The 19,479-nt window shown below is 64.4% G+C and carries 23 protein-coding genes; 13 read left to right on the top strand and 10 right to left on the bottom strand.

Features of this window, described 5'->3' with window-relative positions:
* Window positions 1–45: 45 nt before the first annotated feature.
* Window positions 46–1,395: a metalloprotease PmbA gene (pmbA, locus tag AR540_RS03625; protein WP_059226478.1), complete on the top strand. Its 1,350-nt coding sequence runs from the start codon at window positions 46–48 to the stop codon at window positions 1,393–1,395.
* A gap of 223 nt (window positions 1,396–1,618) precedes the next feature.
* Window positions 1,619–2,233, top strand: a complete 615-nt coding sequence (locus AR540_RS03630; protein WP_059226479.1) for a superoxide dismutase — start codon at window positions 1,619–1,621, stop codon at window positions 2,231–2,233.
* Window positions 2,234–2,311: 78 nt separating this feature from the next.
* Here AR540_RS03630 and AR540_RS03635 read toward each other — a convergent pair whose 3' ends face one another.
* The 9 genes from AR540_RS03635 to AR540_RS03675 form a co-directional block, all read right to left on the bottom strand.
* Window positions 2,312–2,584 (bottom strand): HPr family phosphocarrier protein, encoded by a 273-nt coding sequence (locus AR540_RS03635; RefSeq protein ID WP_059226480.1) that lies wholly within the window; start codon window positions 2,582–2,584, stop codon window positions 2,312–2,314.
* Between the two features lie 33 nt (window positions 2,585–2,617).
* Window positions 2,618–3,472 carry an RNase adapter RapZ gene (rapZ, locus tag AR540_RS03640; RefSeq protein WP_059226481.1) on the bottom strand — a complete coding sequence of 285 codons (855 nt, stop codon included), beginning with the start codon at window positions 3,470–3,472 and terminating at the stop codon, window positions 2,618–2,620.
* A 1-nt stretch (window position 3,473) separates the two neighbouring features.
* Window positions 3,474–3,938 (bottom strand): PTS IIA-like nitrogen regulatory protein PtsN, encoded by a 465-nt coding sequence (ptsN, locus tag AR540_RS03645; protein WP_059226482.1) that lies wholly within the window; start codon window positions 3,936–3,938, stop codon window positions 3,474–3,476.
* Between the two features lie 18 nt (window positions 3,939–3,956).
* The gene (gene hpf, locus AR540_RS03650) at window positions 3,957–4,265 is read right to left on the bottom strand and encodes a ribosome hibernation-promoting factor, HPF/YfiA family (protein WP_059226483.1); all 309 of its coding nucleotides are present in this window, start codon (window positions 4,263–4,265) and stop codon (window positions 3,957–3,959) included.
* 88 nt (window positions 4,266–4,353) lie between these two features.
* Entirely contained in the window at window positions 4,354–5,850 is a 1,497-nt protein-coding gene (locus AR540_RS03655; RefSeq protein WP_082706898.1) for an RNA polymerase factor sigma-54, read from the bottom strand.
* Window positions 5,851–5,952: 102 nt separating this feature from the next.
* Window positions 5,953–6,681, bottom strand: a complete 729-nt coding sequence (gene lptB / locus AR540_RS03660; RefSeq protein ID WP_059226485.1) for an LPS export ABC transporter ATP-binding protein — start codon at window positions 6,679–6,681, stop codon at window positions 5,953–5,955.
* The gene (lptA, locus tag AR540_RS03665) at window positions 6,678–7,217 is read right to left on the bottom strand and encodes a lipopolysaccharide transport periplasmic protein LptA (RefSeq protein ID WP_059226486.1); all 540 of its coding nucleotides are present in this window, start codon (window positions 7,215–7,217) and stop codon (window positions 6,678–6,680) included. The genes lptB and lptA overlap by 4 nt, the downstream gene beginning before the upstream one ends.
* Window positions 7,204–7,776 carry an LPS export ABC transporter periplasmic protein LptC gene (gene lptC, locus AR540_RS03670; protein WP_059226487.1) on the bottom strand — a complete coding sequence of 191 codons (573 nt, stop codon included), beginning with the start codon at window positions 7,774–7,776 and terminating at the stop codon, window positions 7,204–7,206. Before lptC ends, lptA begins: the two co-directional genes overlap by 14 nt.
* Window positions 7,777–7,858: 82 nt before the next feature.
* Window positions 7,859–8,833, bottom strand: coding sequence for a KpsF/GutQ family sugar-phosphate isomerase (locus AR540_RS03675; protein ID WP_059226488.1), 975 nt, complete (start codon window positions 8,831–8,833; stop codon window positions 7,859–7,861).
* Between the two features lie 201 nt (window positions 8,834–9,034).
* Here AR540_RS03675 and AR540_RS03680 point away from each other — a divergent pair, with 201 nt between their 5' ends.
* From AR540_RS03680 to hisC, 10 genes are all read left to right on the top strand, one after another.
* The gene (locus AR540_RS03680; protein WP_059226489.1) at window positions 9,035–9,844 is read left to right on the top strand and encodes an ATP-binding cassette domain-containing protein; all 810 of its coding nucleotides are present in this window, start codon (window positions 9,035–9,037) and stop codon (window positions 9,842–9,844) included.
* Window positions 9,844–10,638, top strand: coding sequence for a lipid asymmetry maintenance ABC transporter permease subunit MlaE (gene mlaE, locus AR540_RS03685; protein WP_059226490.1), 795 nt, complete (start codon window positions 9,844–9,846; stop codon window positions 10,636–10,638). The genes AR540_RS03680 and mlaE overlap by 1 nt, the downstream gene beginning before the upstream one ends.
* Window positions 10,638–11,114 (top strand): outer membrane lipid asymmetry maintenance protein MlaD, encoded by a 477-nt coding sequence (gene mlaD / locus AR540_RS03690; protein WP_059226491.1) that lies wholly within the window; start codon window positions 10,638–10,640, stop codon window positions 11,112–11,114. The genes mlaE and mlaD overlap by 1 nt, the downstream gene beginning before the upstream one ends.
* A gap of 14 nt (window positions 11,115–11,128) precedes the next feature.
* Window positions 11,129–11,779: an MlaC/ttg2D family ABC transporter substrate-binding protein gene (locus AR540_RS03695; RefSeq protein WP_059226492.1), complete on the top strand. Its 651-nt coding sequence runs from the start codon at window positions 11,129–11,131 to the stop codon at window positions 11,777–11,779.
* The gene (locus tag AR540_RS03700; RefSeq protein ID WP_059226493.1) at window positions 11,776–12,090 is read left to right on the top strand and encodes an STAS domain-containing protein; all 315 of its coding nucleotides are present in this window, start codon (window positions 11,776–11,778) and stop codon (window positions 12,088–12,090) included. Before AR540_RS03695 ends, AR540_RS03700 begins: the two co-directional genes overlap by 4 nt.
* Before the next feature lie 230 nt (window positions 12,091–12,320).
* Entirely contained in the window at window positions 12,321–12,560 is a 240-nt protein-coding gene (locus AR540_RS03705) for a BolA family protein (protein WP_007159508.1), read from the top strand.
* Between the two features lie 22 nt (window positions 12,561–12,582).
* Window positions 12,583–13,848: a UDP-N-acetylglucosamine 1-carboxyvinyltransferase gene (murA, locus tag AR540_RS03710; protein ID WP_059226494.1), complete on the top strand. Its 1,266-nt coding sequence runs from the start codon at window positions 12,583–12,585 to the stop codon at window positions 13,846–13,848.
* A 9-nt stretch (window positions 13,849–13,857) separates the two neighbouring features.
* A complete protein-coding gene (gene hisG / locus AR540_RS03715) occupies window positions 13,858–14,490 on the top strand; it encodes an ATP phosphoribosyltransferase (protein ID WP_059226495.1) in 633 nt (210 codons plus the stop codon).
* A 321-nt stretch (window positions 14,491–14,811) separates the two neighbouring features.
* Window positions 14,812–16,131 carry a histidinol dehydrogenase gene (gene hisD / locus AR540_RS03720; RefSeq protein WP_059226496.1) on the top strand — a complete coding sequence of 440 codons (1,320 nt, stop codon included), beginning with the start codon at window positions 14,812–14,814 and terminating at the stop codon, window positions 16,129–16,131.
* Window positions 16,128–17,183, top strand: coding sequence for a histidinol-phosphate transaminase (hisC, locus tag AR540_RS03725; RefSeq protein WP_059226497.1), 1,056 nt, complete (start codon window positions 16,128–16,130; stop codon window positions 17,181–17,183). The genes hisD and hisC overlap by 4 nt, the downstream gene beginning before the upstream one ends.
* A 142-nt stretch (window positions 17,184–17,325) precedes the next feature.
* Here the strand turns inward: hisC and AR540_RS03730 are convergent, their stop codons facing one another.
* Window positions 17,326–18,447, bottom strand: coding sequence for a S1C family serine protease (locus tag AR540_RS03730; protein ID WP_059226498.1), 1,122 nt, complete (start codon window positions 18,445–18,447; stop codon window positions 17,326–17,328).
* Window positions 18,448–18,591: 144 nt separating this feature from the next.
* Here AR540_RS03730 and AR540_RS03735 point away from each other — a divergent pair, with 144 nt between their 5' ends.
* Complete coding sequence (locus AR540_RS03735) at window positions 18,592–19,320, top strand: Nif3-like dinuclear metal center hexameric protein (protein ID WP_177339201.1); 729 nt, start codon at window positions 18,592–18,594, stop codon at window positions 19,318–19,320.
* The last annotated feature ends 159 nt before the right edge of the window (window positions 19,321–19,479 follow it).

Consider the following 19,479-nt stretch of genomic DNA (forward strand, 5'->3'; position numbering starts at 1 on the left):
GCACGGTTGTCCGGCCTGGCCGGCGCCGTCCGTAAGGAGAACGTCATGAATCGCAACGCTGCCGTGGGTCCCGCCGCGCTTCCCGAATTGCGCGAGCAGGTCGAGGCCATCCTCGCCGAAGCCCGCCGACAGGGCGCCAGCGCCGGTGAGGTAGCCGTCTCGGTCGACCAGGGCCTATCCACTTCGGTGCGCAAGGGTGAGGTCGAGACGGTCGAGTTCAACCGCGACCAGGGCTTCGGCATCACCCTCTACGTCGGGCAGCGCAAGGGCTCGGCCAGCACCTCCGCCACCGGTCCGGAGGCGATCCGCGAGACGGTGGCGGCAGCCCTCGCCATCGCCAAGCACACCTCGGAAGACCCCTGCGCGGGTTTGGCCGACGCCGAGCTGATGGCGCGCGGCGAGTTGCCCGATCTCGACCTCTACCATCCCTGGGACATCACCCCGGAGCAGGCCATCGAACAGGCGCTGGCCTGCGAAGCGGCGGCCTATGCCGCCGACAGCCGCATCGGCAACGCCGATGGCACCACCCTCAACACCCACCAGGGTTGCCGGGTGTACGGCAATAGCCACGGCTTCGTCGGCGGCTATGCCAGTACCCGCCACAGCCTGAGCTGCGTGATGATCGCCGGCAGCGGCGAGGCGATGCAGCGCGACTACTACTACGACGTCAATCGCGTCGGTCGCGAGCTGATGAGTGCCGCAGAGATCGGCCGTCGCGCCGCCGAACGCGCCGTGAGCCGCCTGGGTGCACGGCCGGTGCCCACCGCCAAGGTACCGGTGCTGTTCTCCCCGGAAATGGCTGCGGGGCTATTCGGTACCTTCCTCGCCGCCATTTCCGGTGGCAACCTCTATCGCAAGTCCTCCTTCCTCGAAGGCGCCCTTGGGCAGCAGCTGTTTCCCGACTGGCTGACCTTGGACGAAAGGCCGCACCTGCCGCGCGCCCTGGGCAGTGCCGCCTTCGACAGTGAAGGCCTGGCCACCTACGCCAAGCCCTTCGTCGAGAACGGCCAACTGGTGTCCTATGTTCTCGGCAGCTATTCCGCGCGCAAGCTGGGCATGCAGAGCACCGCCAACGCCGGTGGTGTGCACAACCTGCACGTCAGCCACGGCGCCGCCGACCAGGCCGAGCTGATCCGCCAGATGGGCACGGGCTTCCTGGTCACGGAGATGATGGGGCAGGGCACCAACCTGGTCACCGGCGACTATTCCCGTGGTGCCGGCGGCTTCTGGATCGAGAACGGCGAGATCCAGTTCCCGGTCCAGGAGGTCACCATCGCCGGGCGGCTGGGGGACATGTTCCGCCAGATCGTCGCCGTCGGCAGTGACGTGGAGCGTCGAGGCAGCCTGCGGACCGGTTCGGTGCTGATCGAGGGCATGACCCTGGCCGGGAGCTGAAAACGACATCCGGGGAGCCGTCGCGAGAAAATCCGGTCGAAGTCGAGACAGCCCACCCCGTTACTCGTTAGTATCCTAGCAATGCACTAGGACATAGCCCGCGCGGTCGGAACCATCGACCGAACGGGCCTACGGTCAGTCGGCGCGCTACTGCGCGCCAGCCGTACTTCCCGTCGCCCCGCCGCGGCGGGTCCATACCAAAGCCACCATGGAGACAATCCGTATGTCGCACACTCTGCCTCAGCTGCCCTACGCCTACGACGCGCTGGAACCGCACGTCGATGCCCAGACCATGGAAATCCACCACACCAAGCACCACCAGACCTACATCAACAACCTGAACGCTGCGCTGGAAGGCACCGAGTTCGCCAACCTGCCGGCCGAGGAAGTCGTCCGTCAGCTGGACAAGCTGCCCCAGGACAAGCGCGGTGCCGTGCAGAACAACGGTGGCGGCCATGCCAACCACAGCCTGTTCTGGACCGTGATGGCCCCCAACGGCGGTGGCAAGCCCGAGGGCGCCCTGGCCGAGGCCATCGAATCCCAGCTGGGCGGCTTCGACGCCTTCAAGGAAGCCTTCACCAAGGCTGCCCTGACCCGTTTCGGCAGCGGCTGGGCCTGGCTGAGCGTCACCCCCGCCAAGAAGCTGGTGGTGGAAAGCACCGGTAACCAGGACAGCCCGCTGATGACCGGCAACACCCCGATCCTCGGCCTGGACGTCTGGGAGCACGCCTACTACCTGCGCTACCAGAACCGTCGTCCCGAGTACATCGGTGCCTTCTTCAACGTGATCAACTGGCCGGAAGTGTCCCGTCGCTACGAAGCGGCGCTGAACGCCTGAATCGACGTGCAATAGAAAAAGCCGCCCTAGGGCGGCTTTTTTCATGGATGAACGACAGGACCTGGTTACGGATACCGGTCATTCACCTTCGTCGAAGTAGTTGTTGATCAGTTCGACCAGGGCGCGCATGGCGTCGTCGCTCTGCTCGCCCTCCGTCTCCAGTTGCAGCACCGTACCCTTGCCGGCGGCCAGCATCATGACCGCCATGATGCTCTTGCCATCCACCGGCGGCTCGCCACTGCGGCCCACCCGCACGCTGGCGGGAAAGCGACCGGCCACGCCGACGAACTTGGCGGCCGCGCGGGCGTGCAGGCCCAGTTTGTTGATGATGGTGATCTGTTGGGCAGGCATTGAGTCTGTCCTTGTCGAAGCGAAAAACGGGCGTCAGAGATCGCGGTGACGGATCTGGACGTTCTTGAGCAGGTCTTTGAGTTCGCGACCCAGGCGGTCGGCCAGGTAGACCGAGCGGTGATGGCCACCGGTACAGCCAATGGCGACGGTCACATAGGACCTGTTGTTGGCCGCGAAACGCGGCAACCACTTCACCAGATAATCGCGAATGTCATTGTACAGGGTCTCTACCTCGGGCTGTTGCTCGAGATATTCCCGCACCTGCGCGTCCAGGCCGGAAAAGTCGCGTAGTTCCGGTTTCCAGTAGGGATTGGGCAGGAAGCGCACGTCGAACACCATGTCCGCATCCACCGGCAGGCCTCGCTTGAAGCCGAAGGACTCCACCAGATAGGCGGTGCCGGGCTCTGGCGCGTTCAGCAGGCGCAGCTTGAGGATATCGCGCAGCTGATAGAGATTCAGGTGGGTGGTGTCGATCTTCAGGTCGGACAGATCGGCGATGGGCGACAACAGCACCTGTTCGTCGTGGATGGCTTCCGCCAGGGATCTTTCCTGGTTGGACAACGGATGCCGACGGCGTGTCTCGGAGAAGCGCTTGAGCAGCGTCTGGTCATCGGCATCCAGATAGAGGATATCGCAGCGGATGTTGCGGCTGCGCACCTGTTCGAGCAGTTCGGGAAAGCGCTGCAGCTGACTCGGGAGATTGCGTGCATCGATGGACAGGGCGACCTTGGGTTGCGGTCGCTCCATGTCGGTCAGGGCGTGCTGGGCGAGATCGGGCAACAGGCTCGCCGGGAGATTGTCGATGCAGTAGAAGCCATTGTCCTCAAGCACGTTGAGCGCGGTACTCTTGCCCGATCCGGAACGTCCGCTCACGATGATGAGGTGCATGTCAGTGTCCGCTCTGGGCCTCGACGACGATCTGATAGAGCGCCTGGCTGTCCCTGGCCTTGCGCAGCCGGTCGCGGATGTCCGCGCGATCCAGTATGCCGGCGATCTGACGCAACAGGGTGAGATGTTGCTCGGTGGCGGCTTCGGGCACCAGCAGGACGAACACCAGGTCCACGGGAGCGCCATCCAGGGAGTCGAAATCCACCGGATGTTGCAGGTGGAACAGCACGCACAGGGGTTGCTGCAGGCCGGCGAGGCGGCAGTGGGGGATGGCGATGCCATTGCCGAAGCCGGTGGAGCCCAGGCGTTCGCGGGCCATCAGGCAATCATAGATGTGCTGGGCGTCGTGGCCGGGCAGTTCCTGCGCGGCCAGTTCGGCGATGCGCTCCAGTACGGCGGCTTTGCTGCCTCCCGGCGCACCCGTCTGGGTGCGACCGGGGGTCAGGATATTTTCGAGTCTGATCATAAAGCGGCGATCGAAGCCTCAGCGGATGCCTACACCCTGCTGACGTTCGATCGATTTTTCCTTGTGTTTAATCAGTTGGCGGTCGAGCTTGTCGGCCAGGAGGTCGATGGCGGCATACATGTCGTCGTGCTCGGCATTGGCGACCACCGCCGCGCCGGCAACGTGGAGAGTGGCTTCGGCTTTGTGCTTGAGCTTGTCCACTTCGAGAATGACCTGCACATTGGTGATCCGGTCGAAGTGTCTTTCGAGGCGGGCGAGTTTCTCGCCGATGTAGTCACGCAGGGCTTCTGTCACTTCAAGCTGATGGCCGCTGATGTTGACTTGCATACCGCTTCTCCTTATTGCCGGGCTGTGTCGGCGAAGCTGCTCGCCGACAGGACAAGGGGCACTCGGCTACGGTCGCGACCAGGAGACGTCAGATCAGACGCTTGCGTTCGCTGGAGGGAGCGATACCCAAGGATTCCCGGTACTTAGCCACCGTGCGACGAGCGACTTGGATACCTTGCGATTCCAGTAAACCAGCGATCTTGCTGTCACTCAACGGCTTTTTCGCGTTTTCAGCCGCCACCAGTTTCTTGATGATCGCGCGGATGGCGGTGGAGGAGCATTCGCCCCCCTCGGCGGTGCTGACGTGGCTGGAGAAGAAGTACTTGAGTTCGTAGATGCCACGCGGGGTGTGCATGAATTTCTGGGTGGTCACCCGCGAGATGGTCGACTCGTGCATGCCCACCGCCTCGGCGATGTCGTGCAGGACGAGCGGCTTCATGGCCTCTTCGCCGTATTCGAGGAAACCGCGCTGGTGCTCGACGATCTGGGTCGCCACCTTCATCAGGGTCTCGTTGCGGCTCTGCAGACTCTTGATGAACCAGCGGGCTTCCTGCAGCTGGTTACGCATGTAAGTGTTGTCGGCGCTGCTGTCGGCGCGCTTGACGAAACCGGCGTACTGGGGATTCACCCGCAGGCGCGGCACCGCTTCCTGGTTGAGCTCCACCAGCCAGCGCTCGTTGTGCTTGCGGACGATGACGTCCGGCACCACGTATTCGGCATCGCCGGATTCGATCTGGGAGCCCGGTCGCGGATGCAGGGTTTGGATCAGCTCGATGACCGGCTTGAGCTCCTCTTCCTTGATTTTCATGCGCCGCATCAACTGCGCGTAGTCACGGCTGCCGAGCAGATCCAGGTAATCACCGACCAGGCGCTTGGCCTCACCCAGCAGGGGCAGGGTGGCCGGCAATTGCGCCAGCTGGATCAGCAGGCATTCGCGCAGGTTGCGCGCCGCGACTCCGGCAGGCTCGAACTGCTGGACGCGGCGCAGGACCACTTCGACCTCGTCGAGATCGACTTCCAGCTCGGGGTCGAGGGAGGCATGGATGTCTTCCAGGCTTTCCTGCAGATAGCCGTCGGTGTCGATGCCATCGATGATGGCCATGGCGATCAGGCGATCCAGATCCGACATGGGGGCCAGATTCAACTGCCAGAGCAGATGGGTCTGCAGGCTCTCGCCGGCCGAGGTGCGGGTGGTGAAATCCCACTCGTCGTCGTCGTTGCTGGGCAGGCTGCTGGCGCTGGTCTGGTAGATGTCCTCCCAGGCGGTGTCGACTGGCAGCTCGCTGGGAATGCGCTCGCTCCAGTCGGAAGGTTCGTCGGCCATCTCGTTGGTGGCGACCGACGTCTCCTTGAAGTTGATCTCGGCACTGCCGGGGTTGGCCAGCTCATCGCTTTCGCTCAGGGGTTCGCTCTGGTCGAAGTCTTCGCCTTCCTCCTGGCGCTCGAGCATTGGATTGGATTCCAGGGCTTCCTGGATTTCCTGCTGCAGATCGAGCGTGGAGAGCTGGAGCAAACGAATGGCTTGTTGCAGCTGCGGCGTCATCGTCAGCTGCTGGCCCATCTTGAGGACTAGCGATGGTTTCATGGCTGCGGAATTACACCTTGTCTACCGACGCGAACAGCGCCACCGAACCTCGCGAAACCTGCGAGCATTAGCAAATTATATGCCTTGTTTTGCCCCGTTTGCCTAGAGGCGGAATTCGTGGCCCAGGTAGACTTCCTTCACCAGGTCGTTGGCGAGGACCTCCTCGGCGGTGCCTTCGGCGATGAGCTGGCCGTCGTTGACGATGTAGGCCGTCTCGCAGATGGTCAGGGTTTCCCGGACGTTGTGGTCGGTGATGAGGACGCCGATGCCCTTGGCCTTGAGGTGACGGATGATCTGCTTGATGTCGCCCACCGAGATGGGGTCCACGCCGGCGAAGGGTTCGTCCAGCAGGATGAACTTGGGCGCCGTTGCCAGGGCGCGGGCGATCTCGACACGGCGGCGTTCGCCACCGGACAGGCTCATGCCGCGGTTGTCGCGGATGTGGGTGATATGGAATTCCTGCAGCAGGCTTTCCAGCTCGCGCAGCCGCCCGGCCTTGTCCAGGTCCTTGCGGGTTTCCAGGATGCCGAGGATGTTGTCGGCCACTGTCAGCTTGCGGAAGATCGAGGCTTCCTGCGGCAGATAACCGATCCCGGCGCGGGCCCGACCATGCATGGGCAGGGCGGTGACGTCCTGGTCGTCGATCAGCACCCGGCCCTGATCGGCCTTGACCAGGCCGACGATCATGTAGAAACAGGTGGTCTTGCCGGCGCCGTTGGGGCCGAGCAGGCCGACGATCTGGCCGCTGTCGATGCTGAGGCTGACGTCGCGGACGACCTGACGACCCTTGTAGCTCTTGGCCAGATGCTGGGCTTTGAGCGTTACCGTCATTGTCCCTGCCCCGGCTGCTGGTCCTTGGGCTGGATGACCATGTCGATCCGCGGCCGTGGCGTGGTGACCTTGCTGCCGTTGGCGCGGCCGGCATTCACGATCTGGCGCTGGGTGTCGTAGACGATCTTCTCGCCTTCGAAGGTATTGCCCTGCTGAACCACCTTGGCCTGGTCGATCAGGATGATGCGGTTTTCCTGGGCGAAGTATTGGATCGTCAGACCATAGGCCTTGACGATGTCCTTGTCAGCCGAGGGCTTCTGCTCGTAGTAGGCCGGCTTGCCCACTGCGGTCGCGACCTTGATGTTGCCCTGGTTGTCCTGGGTCAAGGTCACGGTGTTGCCGGTGATCTTCATGCTGCCCTGGGTGATGACCACGTCACCGCGATACACGGCCACGCCTTGCTTGTCATCGAGCTCGGCGCTATCGGCCTGCACGCGAATCGGCTGGTTGCGATCGGTCGGCAGGGCCCAAGCCGCGGCACTGCCCAGGGTGGCGCCGAGGGTGAACAGAAAGGGGAGGGTTTTAACGAACCTCATACTGGCCTCTTACGTTGGACAGCAGGAGCATTCTGCCGTCTTCTAGATACGCTTTCATGCCGTTGGCCGTGGTCACCCCATTGGCGGCGTCGATTCTAACGGCTTGCTCGGTCTGCGCATATTGTTTGTCGGGAAAGACCGTCATACGAGTGGTGGTCAGCACCACCGGGCGGCCTTTCGCATCGGTTCGCTCCACGCGCACGTCGTCGATCAGCTCCGCCTGGCTGCCGCCGGGCGCCACTTCGGCCCGGGCACTGCGGATGTGCCAGGGAAAATCGGTCCCGCGGAAGGCCAGCATGTCGGGGCGGGTCACCAGGGTGATGTCGGTGGCCGCAACGTGTTCGCTGCGCTCGGCCTTGAGTTCGTATTGGACCTTGCCGTCCAGGCGGTACTGAATCGTCCGCGTATTGAGCGCATAGCCATCGATGGCGTTGTCTTGCGGAGTCGTCGAGGCCGGGGCATCGACGAAGCGCTGTGGCAGGATGTTCCAGTAGCCGATCGCGATGAGCGCGGCGGCGATCAGGACCAACAGCACGGGGCGGCGCAAACTGCCAAACATGAGGCTACCTGTAGTGGGCCGCGCAAGGTGGCGGCGGTTGAACACGTTTTTCGAGCACAGCGGTCGTCCAGTATAACCCGGCCTACAGCACCCCGGCGCGTAGCAGGTCGCCCATGTTGAGGGCGCCGATCGGTTGCCGGTCCTCGTCGACCACTACCAGGGCGTTGATCTTGTGCTCTTCCATGATCTTGAGCGCTTCGGCGGCGAGCATCTGCGCCCTGGCCGTTCGACCGCCACGGGTCATGACGGTTGCGATGGCCGTGGTGCGCACGTCGATGCCGCGATCCAGCGCTCGACGCAGGTCGCCATCGGTGAAGATGCCGGCCAGCCGGCCGTCGGCGCCGATCACGCTGGTCATGCCCAGGCCTTTGCGCGACATCTCCAGCAACGCATCGGATACCAGGGTGTCCTCGCTCACCTGCGGCAGGTCGCCGCCGGCGTGCATGACGTTCTCGACCTTGAGCAGCAGTCGCCGACCCAGGGCGCCACCTGGATGGGAGAAGGCGAAATCCTCGGCGGTGAAGCCGCGGGCTTCCAACAGGGCGATGGCCAGGGCATCGCCCAGGACCAGGGCGACGGTGGTGGATGAGGTCGGTGCCAGGTTGAGCGGGCAGGCCTCGGTGGCGACGCTGGTGTCCAAATTGACGTCGGCGGCCTTGGCCAGCGGCGAGGTGGCGTTGCCGGCGAAACTGATCAAGGGCACGCCCAGTCGCTTGATCAGCGGCAGCAGGGTGAGGATCTCGCTCGAGGTGCCCGACTGCGAGATGGCGATGATGACGTCGTCCCGGGTGATCATGCCCATGTCGCCATGGCTGGCTTCGGCCGGGTGGACAAAGAAGGCCGGGCTGCCGGTGCTGGCCAGGGTGGCGGCGATCTTGTTGCCGACATGACCGGACTTGCCCATGCCCAGCACCACGATACGGCCTCGGCATTCCAGCAGCAGGCGACAGGCCTGGGAGAAGGTCGCGTCGACGCGTTCGCCGAGGGCGGCCACGGCCGCTCGCTCTACTTCTATGGTGCGCTTGGCGGACGCGATGAAATCTATTGAGTCGGACATGGGTCAGAAGGCAGGTGACGGAACAATCGGAAATTATATGCGCAAAGCCGCGACCGGCAGCAATGTCGTCTCAGATCTAGGGTATCGACAGACGAATGCTATAGTGCCGCCTTTTTTCACGGGCCGCTGCCAGCGAGCAAGGCGTGCCCTGACGCAGCGGAGCGACGTCTCCTTGCACAGAGTTGAACCTTAGGAGTTTCGATGACCGTCGATAGCCCGTACGCCGTGGAGTTGAAGGGCGTTTCCTTCAAGCGCGGCACGCGTCTCATCTACGACCGGGTCGATATCCGCATCCCGCGGGGCAAGGTCACCGGGATCATGGGGCCGTCCGGCAGTGGCAAGACCACCTTGCTACGGTTGATCGCCGCCCAGTTGCGGCCAAGCGCCGGCGAGATCTGGGTCAATGGCGCCAACCTGCCGCAGCTGTCCCGCGGCGAACTGTTCGAGATGCGCCGGCAAATGGGGGTGCTGTTCCAGAGCGGCGCGCTGTTCACCGATCTCGACGTCTTCGAGAACGTGGCCTTCCCCTTGCGCGTGCACACCAAGCTGCCCGAGGAAATGATCCGCGACATCGTCCTGCTCAAGTTGCAGGCCGTGGGTCTGCGCGGTGCCGTCGACTTGATGCCGGACGAGCTCTCCGGAGGCATGAAGCGCCGGGTCGCCCTGGCGCGCGCCATCGCCCTGGACCCGCAGATCCTCATGTACGACGAGCCCTTCGTCGGCCAGGATCCCATCGCCATGGGCGTGCTGGTCCGCCTGATCCGGCTGCTCAACCAGGCCCTGGGGTTGACCAGCATCGTGGTGTCCCACGACCTCGCCGAGACCGCCAGCATCGCCGACTACCTCTATGTGGTGGGTGATACCAAGGTGCTGGGGCAGGGCACGCCCAAGGAACTGCGCGAATCCCCGGATCCTCGGGTTCGCCAGTTCATGCAGGGTATCCCCGATGGTCCGGTACCCTTCCACTTCGCCGCGCCGGAACTGCGCGATGCCTTGCTGGGGAAAAACTGATGCGTAAGGTCTCCGCCGTGGAGCGGATTCGTCGGCTGGGCCGCGCCGGGCTGGACGTCGTGGCGGCCATTGGCCGCTCGGTGATCGTGCTGGTATTGGCCGTGTTCGGCCGCGGTGGCGCGGGCAGCGGTCTGCAACTGTTGGGTAAGCAGCTCTATTCGGTGGGCGTGCTGTCGCTGCCCATCATCGTGGTCTCGGGCTTCTTCATCGGCATGGTGATCGCCCTGCAGGGCTATAACATCCTGGTCAAGTATGGCTCCGAGCAGGCGGTCGGCCAGATGGTCGCCCTGACCCTGCTGCGCGAGCTGGGCCCGGTAGTGACCGCGCTGCTGTTCGCCGGCCGGGCAGGCTCCGCCCTGACCGCCGAGATCGGCAACATGAAATCCACCGAGCAACTGTCCAGCCTGGAAATGATCGGCGTGGACCCACTCAAGTACATCGTCGCGCCGCGGTTCTGGGCCGGTTTCATTTCCATGCCGCTGCTGGCCGCCATGTTCAGCGTGGTGGGCATCTGGGGCGCCGCCATGGTCGCCATCGACTGGCTCGGCGTCTACGACGGCTCCTTCTGGGCCACCATGCAGAACAGCGTGATGCTCAGCGACGTGCTCAACGGCGTGATCAAGAGCCTGGTGTTCGCCTTCGTGGTGACCTGGGTCGCCGTCTTCCAGGGGTATGACTGCGAGCCGACCTCCGAAGGTATCGGTCGCGCTACCACCCGTACCGTCGTCTATGCGTCGCTAGCCGTGCTCGGCCTCGACTTCATTCTTACCGCCCTGATGTTTGGAGATCTCTGATGCAAACCCGCACCCAGGAAATCGGTGTCGGACTCTTCCTGCTGGCCGGCGTGCTCGCACTGCTGCTGCTGGCGCTGCGGGTAAGCGGTCTGACGATGAGCGACCATCGCGACACCTACAAGGTCTATGCCTACTTCGACAACATTGCCGGTCTCACCGTCAGATCGCGGGTGACGCTGTCGGGCGTGACCATCGGCAAGGTCACCGCCATCGACCTCGACCGCAACAGCTACCGTGGCCGAGTCACCATGCAGATCGACCAGCAGGTGGACAACCTGCCGACCGACTCCATCGCGTCGATCCTGACCGCCGGCCTGCTCGGCGAGAAGTACATCGGTATCAGCGTCGGTGGCGACGAGCAGGTGCTCAAGGATGGCTCGACCATTCGTGACACACAATCCTCGCTGGTTCTCGAGGATCTGATCGGCAAATTCCTGCTCAACTCGGTCAATAAAGACTCTTCCGCCAATAAATGATGAGAGGCTTTTCCATGCTCAAGCTAATTCGTCACGGAGTGATCGCGATCCTGGCCCTGCTGCCTCTGGTCTCCCAGGCGGCACCCTCGGCCCACGACGTGATCCAGCAGACCACCAATACGCTGCTGTCGGACCTCCAGGCCAATCGCGACAAGTATCGCAGCAGTCCGGAAGCCTTCTACGAGTCGCTGAACACCATCCTCGGTCCGGTGGTGGACGCCGAGGGCATCTCGCGCAGCATCATGACCGTGCGCTACAGCCGCAGCGCTACCCCGGAGCAGATGGCCCGCTTCCAGGACAACTTCAAGCGCAGCCTGATGCAGTTCTATGGCAACGCCCTGCTGGAATACAACAACCAGGGCATTCGCGTGCTGCCGGAAGGTCCGGCCGACGGTCCCGACCGCACCAGCGTCGGCATGGAGGTCAAGGGCAACAACGGCGCCGTGTATCCGGTGCAGTACAGCATGGTCAAGCAGGGTGATGACTGGAAGGTGCGCAACGTCATCATCAACGGCCTGAACCTTGGCAAGCTGTTCCGCGACCAGTTCGCCCAGGCGATGCAGGACAACAACGGCGATCTGAACAAGACCATCGACAACTGGGCGGGCACCGTGGCCAAGGCCAAGGATTCTCCCGAGGCCCAGAAGGCCAAGGTCGGTTCGTGAGCCGCGCCGCCATCACCGGCGAAGGCGCCCGGCTGCAACTGTCGGGCGTGCTCGACCACGCCACGGTGCCGACCCTGCGCGAGCGGGGTGGGGCGCTGATCGGACAGGGTAGCGGCCCGCTGGTGCTGGACTGTGCGGCGGTCGAGCGCTCCAACAGCGCCGGCCTGGCGCTTTTGCTGGCCTGGGTGCGCGATGCCCAGGCCGCGGGTCGGTCCTTCACCATTGCCAATCTGCCTTCCGAGCTACGGCAGATCGCCGATGTCTCGGATGCCTTGGAGCTCCTTCCTCTCGCGGACCAGGCTCACGCCTAGGCTCCGTCGGAAAGGTGCCTGCGCTCGGCCGGGCGGTGTTGAAGTCCGCGAGGTAGCCAGCCCGGTCGGGATGCTCGTTTACCACTCGTACACTGAGCGTCCGCCCTCACTTCACCTTGCCGAGCCTTCGTTCGGCAATTTTCCAGATGAGCCCTAGCGGTCATCGCAGTCGCCGTACAGCCGGTTTTTTTGTATGATCGCCGGCTGTACTAGATTGCCGAGGTGCCGCCATGCAGGCCCAAGAAGTCAAAAGCCTCCTGGAGGCGAAACTGGCCGATACCCAGGTCGAAGTGGAAGGCGAGGGCTGCAACTTCCAGCTCTACCTGATCAGCGACGAGCTCCAGGCACTCAGCCCGGTCAAGCGTCAGCAGCAGGTCTACTCCCATCTCCAGCCGCAGATCGCCGATGGCAGCATCCATGCTGTCACCATGAAATTCTTCACCCGCGCCGCCTGGGCCGAACGCGCCTGATTCGCAGCGCCGAGAACTCGCTATGGACAAACTGATCATTACCGGCGGCAATAGCCTGAACGGTGAAATTCGCATTTCCGGGGCCAAGAACTCCGCCCTGCCGATCCTGGCTGCGACCCTGCTCGCCGATACCCCGGTGACCGTCGCCAACCTGCCGCACCTGCACGACATCACCACCATGATCGAGCTGTTCGGCCGCATGGGCGTGCAGCCCATCATCGGCGAGAAGCTCAACGTCGAGGTGGATGCCTCCAGCATCAAGACGCTGGTCGCGCCCTACGAGCTGGTCAAGACCATGCGCGCCTCCATCCTGGTGCTGGGTCCGATGGTGGCTCGCTTCGGCGAGGCCGAAGTCGCCCTGCCCGGCGGTTGCGCCATCGGCTCGCGTCCGGTCGACCTGCACCTGCGCGGTCTGGAGGCCATGGGCGCCAAGATCACCGTCGAGGGCGGCTACATCAAGGCCAAGGCCCCGGCCGGCGGTCTGCGCGGTGCCCACTACTATTTCGATACCGTCAGCGTGACCGGTACCGAGAACGTGCTGATGGCCGCCACCCTGGCCAAGGGGCGCAGCGTCATCCAGAACGCCGCCCGTGAGCCCGAAGTGGTGGATCTGGCCAATTGCCTGATCGCCATGGGGGCCAACATCAAGGGCGCCGGCACCGACACCATCACCGTGGAAGGCGTCGAGCGCCTCGGCGGCGCCACCTATTCGGTGCTGCCCGACCGCATCGAGACCGGCAGCTACCTGGTCGCTGCCGCGGCTACCCGCGGTCGCGTCAAGCTCAAGGACACCGATCCGACCATCCTCGAAGCCGTGCTGGCCAAGCTGGAGGAAGCGGGTGCCCACATCTCGACCGGCAGCAACTGGATCGAGCTGGACATGAAGGGCAATCGCCCCCGCGCGGTGAACATCCGCACGGCACCGTACCCGGCGTTCCCCACCGATATGCAGGCGCAGTTCATTTCCATGAACGCCGTCGCCGAAGGCACCGGTACCGTGGTGGAAACCATCTTCGAGAACCGCTTCATGCACGTTCACGAAATGGTGCGCATGGGCGCCAACATCGCCATCGAAGGCAATGCCGCCATCGTCACCGGTGTGCCCAGCCTCAAGGCTGCCCCGGTCATGGCGACCGACCTGCGCGCCTCGGCGAGCCTGGTCATCGCAGCCCTGGTGGCCGAAGGCGATACCCTGATCGATCGCATCTACCACATCGACCGCGGCTACGAATGCATCGAGGAGAAATTCCAGCTGCTCGGCGCCAAGATCCGTCGTACGCCCAAGTAAGGACCTCCGATGCTGACCATCGCCCTGTCCAAGGGCCGTATCCTCGACGACACCCTGCCGCTGCTGGCGGCGGCAGGGATAGCGCCGACCGAGAATCCGGACAAGAGCCGCAAGCTCATCATCCCGACCACCCAGGACGATGTGCGCCTGCTCATCGTCCGCGCCACCGACGTGCCCACCTATGTGGAGCATGGCGCCGCGGATCTCGGTGTGGCCGGCAAGGACGTGCTGATGGAGTACGGCGGCGATGGCCTCTACGAGCCGCTGGACCTGCGCATCGCCTGCTGCAAGCTGATGACCGCAGGCGCCGTGGGCGCTCCGGTGCCACGCGGCCGGCTGCGGGTGGCGACCAAGTTCGTCAACGTCGCCAAGCGCTACTATGCCGAACAGGGTCGCCAGGTCGACATCATCAAGCTGTACGGCTCCATGGAGCTGGCACCGCTGGTGGGGCTGGCCGACAAGATCATCGACGTGGTCGATACCGGCAACACCCTCAAGGCCAATGGCCTGGAGCCCCAGGAGCTGATCGCCCATATCAGCTCGCGCTTGATCGTCAACAAGGCGTCGATGAAGATGCAGCATGGTCGCATCAAGGCCCTCATCGAGACCCTGCGCCACGCCGTCGAAGCGCGCGGCGCCTGAGAACCTGTTCAAAGCCTGCTGCGCGTCGGCCAAACTACGTTAAAAATGGCTTCGGAATGCTCATTTACCACTCGTAAACTCGTTCGCGAGCCCGGTCCGCTTCCTCAGCCATTTTCGCGGGGCCGCCTAGGCCTTGTTTGTCTCTAGCTCGCGAGACTTTGAACAGGCTCTAAGGCTGGGCCGGCATGCTGAACGCCGGCCCGGGCTGATTCCATCCCTCCAGCTTCGCCTATCCGTGCCATAGCCAAATTGTCGGGCGCCCACACGGAGCCGGCTGTTACTCTCGGGCGCCCCTTTCGCTCATCCTGAAGAGGACTCGCCATGACCGCTCCGCTCGCCATCCGCCGACTCGCTGCCGCCGCTCCGGATTTCGCCGAGCATCTGGATCATCTGCTGAGCTGGGAAGGGGTGTCCGACGCCGATATCAACCAGCGGGTCCTGGCGATCATCGCCGACGTGCGCCACCAGGGCGACGCCGCGCTGCTCGAATACACCCGCCGCTTCGATGGCGTCCAGGCGACGGCCATGAGCGATCTCATCCTGCCGCGCGCGCGCCTCGAAGAAGCCCTGACCCGCATCACGCCGGAGCAGCGCACCGCGCTGGAAGCCGCAGCCGAGCGCGTCCGCAGCTATCACGAGAAGCAGCGCCAGGACTCCTGGCAATACCGGGAAGCCGACGGGACCGTGCTCGGCCAGCAGGTTACTCCGCTGGATCGTGCCGGTCTCTATGTGCCCGGTGGCAAGGCTTCCTATCCCTCCTCGGTGCTGATGAACGCCATTCCCGCCAAGGTCGCTGGCGTGTCCGAGGTGGTCATGGTGGTGCCCACGCCCCGCGGCGAGCTCAATGAACTGGTGCTGGCGGCGGCGGCCCTGGCCGGCGTCGATCGCGTCTTCACCATCGGTGGCGCCCAGGCCGTGGCCGCCCTGGCCTATGGCACCGAGAGCGTGCCGCCGGTGGACAAGATCGTCGGCCCCGGCAACATCTATGTCGCCACCGCCAAGCGCCACGTGTTCGGCAAGGTCGGTATCGACATGATCGCCGGTCCCTCGGAAATCCTGGTGGTCTGCGACGGCCAGACCGATCCCGACTGGATCGCCATGGACCTGTTCTCCCAGGCCGAGCACGACGAAGACGCCCAGGCCATCCTGGTCAGCCCGGACGCCGCCTTCCTCGACGCCGTGGCGGCCAGCATCGCCCGGTTGCTGCCGGAGATGGAGCGCGCCGACATCATCCGCGCCTCCCTGGAAGGCCGCGGTGCCCTGATCCAGGTCGCCGACATGGCGCAGGCCATCGAGGTGGCCAACCGCATCGCCCCCGAGCATCTGGAGCTGTCCGTCGCCGAGCCAGAGCAGTGGCTGCCCAAGATCCGCCATGCCGGTGCCATCTTCATGGGTCGCTACACCGCAGAGGCCCTGGGCGACTATTGCGCCGGCCCGAACCACGTACTGCCCACCTCGGGCACCGCGCGTTTCTCGTCGCCCCTGGGCGTGTACGACTTCCAGAAGCGCTCCTCGATCATCCACTGCTCGGCCACCGGCGCTTCTGCGCTGGGCCGGGTCGCCTCGGTCCTGGCGCGCGGCGAGTCCCTGACCGCCCACGCCCGCAGCGCCGAATACCGCATTCAGGAGGAGCAGGCATGAGCGACCTCTGGAGTCCCTTCGTCAGGAACCTGGTGCCCTATGTGCCGGGCGAGCAGCCCAAGCTGACCAACCTGGTCAAGCTCAACACCAACGAGAACCCCTACGGCCCGTCGCCGCAGGTGCTGGAGGCCATCCGCGCCGCGGCCACCGACGACCTGCGTCTCTATCCCGATCCGAACGGCCAGGCGCTCAAGGATGCGGTCGCTCGCTATTACGGCATCCAGAGCGAGCAGGTCTTCGTCGGCAATGGTTCGGACGAAGTCCTGGCGCACATCTTCCTGGGCCTGTTCGGCCACGGCCGGCCGATCCTCTTCCCGGATATCAGCTACAGCTTCTATCCGGTGTATTGCGGCCTCTACGACATCGCCTTCGAGACGCCGGCGCTGGACGAGGATTTTCAGATCGTCCCGGAAGACTATCTGCGGCCCAATGGCGGCATCATCTTCCCCAATCCCAATGCGCCCACCGGTAGCGCCCTGGCGCTGGACGCCATCGAGCGCGTTCTGGCCGGCAATCCCACCTCCGTGGTGGTGGTGGACGAGGCCTATGTCGACTTCGGTGCCGAATCGGCGGTCGCCCTGATCAATCGCTATCCCAATCTGGTGGTGACCCAGACGCTGTCCAAGTCGCGTTCCCTGGCCGGGCTGCGCGTGGGCCTGGCCATGGGGCAGGCGCCTTTGATGGAAGCCCTGGAGCGGATCAAGAACAGCTTCAACTCCTACCCGCTGGACCGCCTCGCCCTGGCCGGCGCGGTGGCCGCCTTCGAGGATCGCGGCTATTTCGACGAGACCTGCCGGCAGGTGATCGAGAGTCGGGAGGGGCTGGTGAGTGCGTTGCTGGAGCGCGGCTTCGAAGTACTGCCTTCGGCGGCGAACTTCATCTTCGCCCGTCATGTGCAGAAGGGCGGTGCGGCACTGGCGGCGGGACTGCGCGAGCATGGCGTCATCGTTCGCCACTTCAGCCGCCCGGAGCGCATCGCCGACTTCCTGCGCATCACCATCGGCACCCCGGCGCAGAACCAGGCGTTGATCACTGCGCTCGATACTCTCTGAGAGTCTATTCAAAGGCTGCTGCGCGTCGGCCAAACGGCGTTGAAAATGGCTTCGGATGCTCATTTACTACTTGTAAACTCCGCTTCCTCAGCCATTTTCGCCTTGTTTGTCTCTAGCTCGCGATCCTTTGAACAGGCTCTCGCTAGCGCGCCTTCTCCATGAGGGGGCGCAGACCGACGCCGGCCTTGAGCTGCAGGGTCTTGTCCTGGCGCAGTACCTCGATGGCGATGCTGTCGCCCGGTTGCTTGCGGGCGATCTGGTTCATCGCCAGGCGGCCATCCTTCACCGGCTGACCCGCCAGCCGCAGCAGCACGTCGCCCGAACGCAGGCCGGCCTTGTGCGCCGGGCCTTCAGGGTCGATGTCCGTCACCACGATGCCTTGGTCGACCTTGAGCCCATAGGTCTTCACCAGCTCGGGTGTGATGACCTCCACCGCCACGCCCAGCCAGCCGCGGATGACCTGGCCGTGCTGGATGATCGACTGCATGACGTCCAGCGCCAGCTTGATCGGGATGGCGAAGCCGATGCCCTGGGAGCCACCGGAGAGAATGGCGGTGTTGATGCCGATCAGGTTGCCGTTGGCGTCCACCAGGGCACCGCCCGAATTGCCTAGATTGATCGCCGCGTCGGTCTGGATGAAATCCTCGTAGGTGTTGAGGCCCAACTGATTGCGCCCGGTGGCGCTGATGATGCCCATGGTCACGGTCTGGCCGACGCCGAAGGGGTTGCCGATGGCGAGTACCACGTCGCCGATACGGATGGCGGTGGAGTCGCCCACCGAAATGGCCGGCAGATTGGGAAGGTCGATCTTGAGCACCGCCAGGTCCGTGGCCGGGTCGTTGCCGATCAGCTTGGCCAGGGTCTGACGGCCATCGGCCAGCGCCACCACGATGGACTCGGCGTCCAGCGTCACATGGTTGTTGGTCAGCAGGTAGCCATCGTGGCTCATCAGCACGGCGGAACCGAGACTGAGTTCTTCGACGGGCTTCGCCGAGCCAGGACGCTCTGGTTTCGCCGAGTCGGATTGCGTGCGCTTGACGGCCTTGGTCGAGCGCAGGGACACCACCGCGGGCGCGGCGCGACTGGCCGCGTCGGCATAGGAGACCGGCCCCTGCTGGCGGGCGCCGGAGGACGGTTGGGCGGACTCGAGTCGCGCTTGACTGGCGGGCAGGCCCAGCCACTGCGGATAGCGCTGGATGATCAGGACCGCCACCAGCACGCCGCACACCACGGGCCAGCCGAGATACCGCAAAGCCTTGTACATCGGTCACATCCTTGAATTTGTCCGCCCGGGACATGGCGGATAAGCTGGCGGGCATTATAAGGAGCGGCGCGGCCCTGGGAACCCGGCGCAGCGCCCTCGACGAGGAGGTATCCGCGCGTGACCCTGTCCCTTGATGAACTGGTGATGACTGCCGATCGCTACCTGGAGAGCGCCCGCATCCAGGATTATTGCCCCAATGGCCTGCAGGTCCAGGGTCGCGCTCAGGTGCGACTGCTGGTCACCGGCGTGACCGCCTCCCAGCGACTGCTGGACGCCGCCGTGGCCGCCGGGGCCGATGCCGTCCTAGTGCATCACGGCTATTTCTGGAAAAACGAGGATGCCCGGCTGATCGGCATGAAGCACCGGCGGATCAAGACGCTGCTCAGCCACGACATCAGTCTGCTGGCCTACCACTTGCCGCTGGACGTCCATCCCGAGGTGGGCAACAACGTGCAACTGGGACGGCGCCTGGGCCTGCAGAACATCGCGCCGCTGCCGGGCGACGCCAAGAACCTGATCTGGCAGGGCGAGCTAGCCGACGCCCTTTCTGCCGTGGCCTTTGCGCAGCGCGTCGCCAGCACCCTGCAGCGCGAACCCCTGGTGGTCGATGGCGGCCGGTCGATCCGCCGACTGGCCTGGTGCACGGGCGGCGCCCAGGGCTACATCGACCAGGCCATCGCCGCTGGCGTGGATGCCTACCTGACCGGTGAAGTCTCCGAGCAGACGGTACACAGCGCCCGGGAGAACGGCGTGAGCTTCTTCGCCGCAGGTCACCACGCCACCGAGCGCTACGGGGTGCAGGCGCTGGGGGATTATCTGGCCACGCAACTGGGGATCGAGCATCGCTTCATCGACTGCGACAACCCGGCCTGAGCGTCATAAGCATAGAACTTCTGGTTCTAAATGGGCGGGCAGGCCATAACCGTAGCCTATGGTAAGGTTGAGTTTCGTCCACGGCCCGCCCCGTCCGGTGCATTCAGGCGACTGGATGCCGCAACGGACACCTCTTCAGGCCACCTTTCTGCAATCGTG

The organism is Pseudomonas sp. EpS/L25, assembly GCF_001512295.1.
GTDB lineage: Bacteria > Pseudomonadota > Gammaproteobacteria > Pseudomonadales > Pseudomonadaceae > Chryseomonas.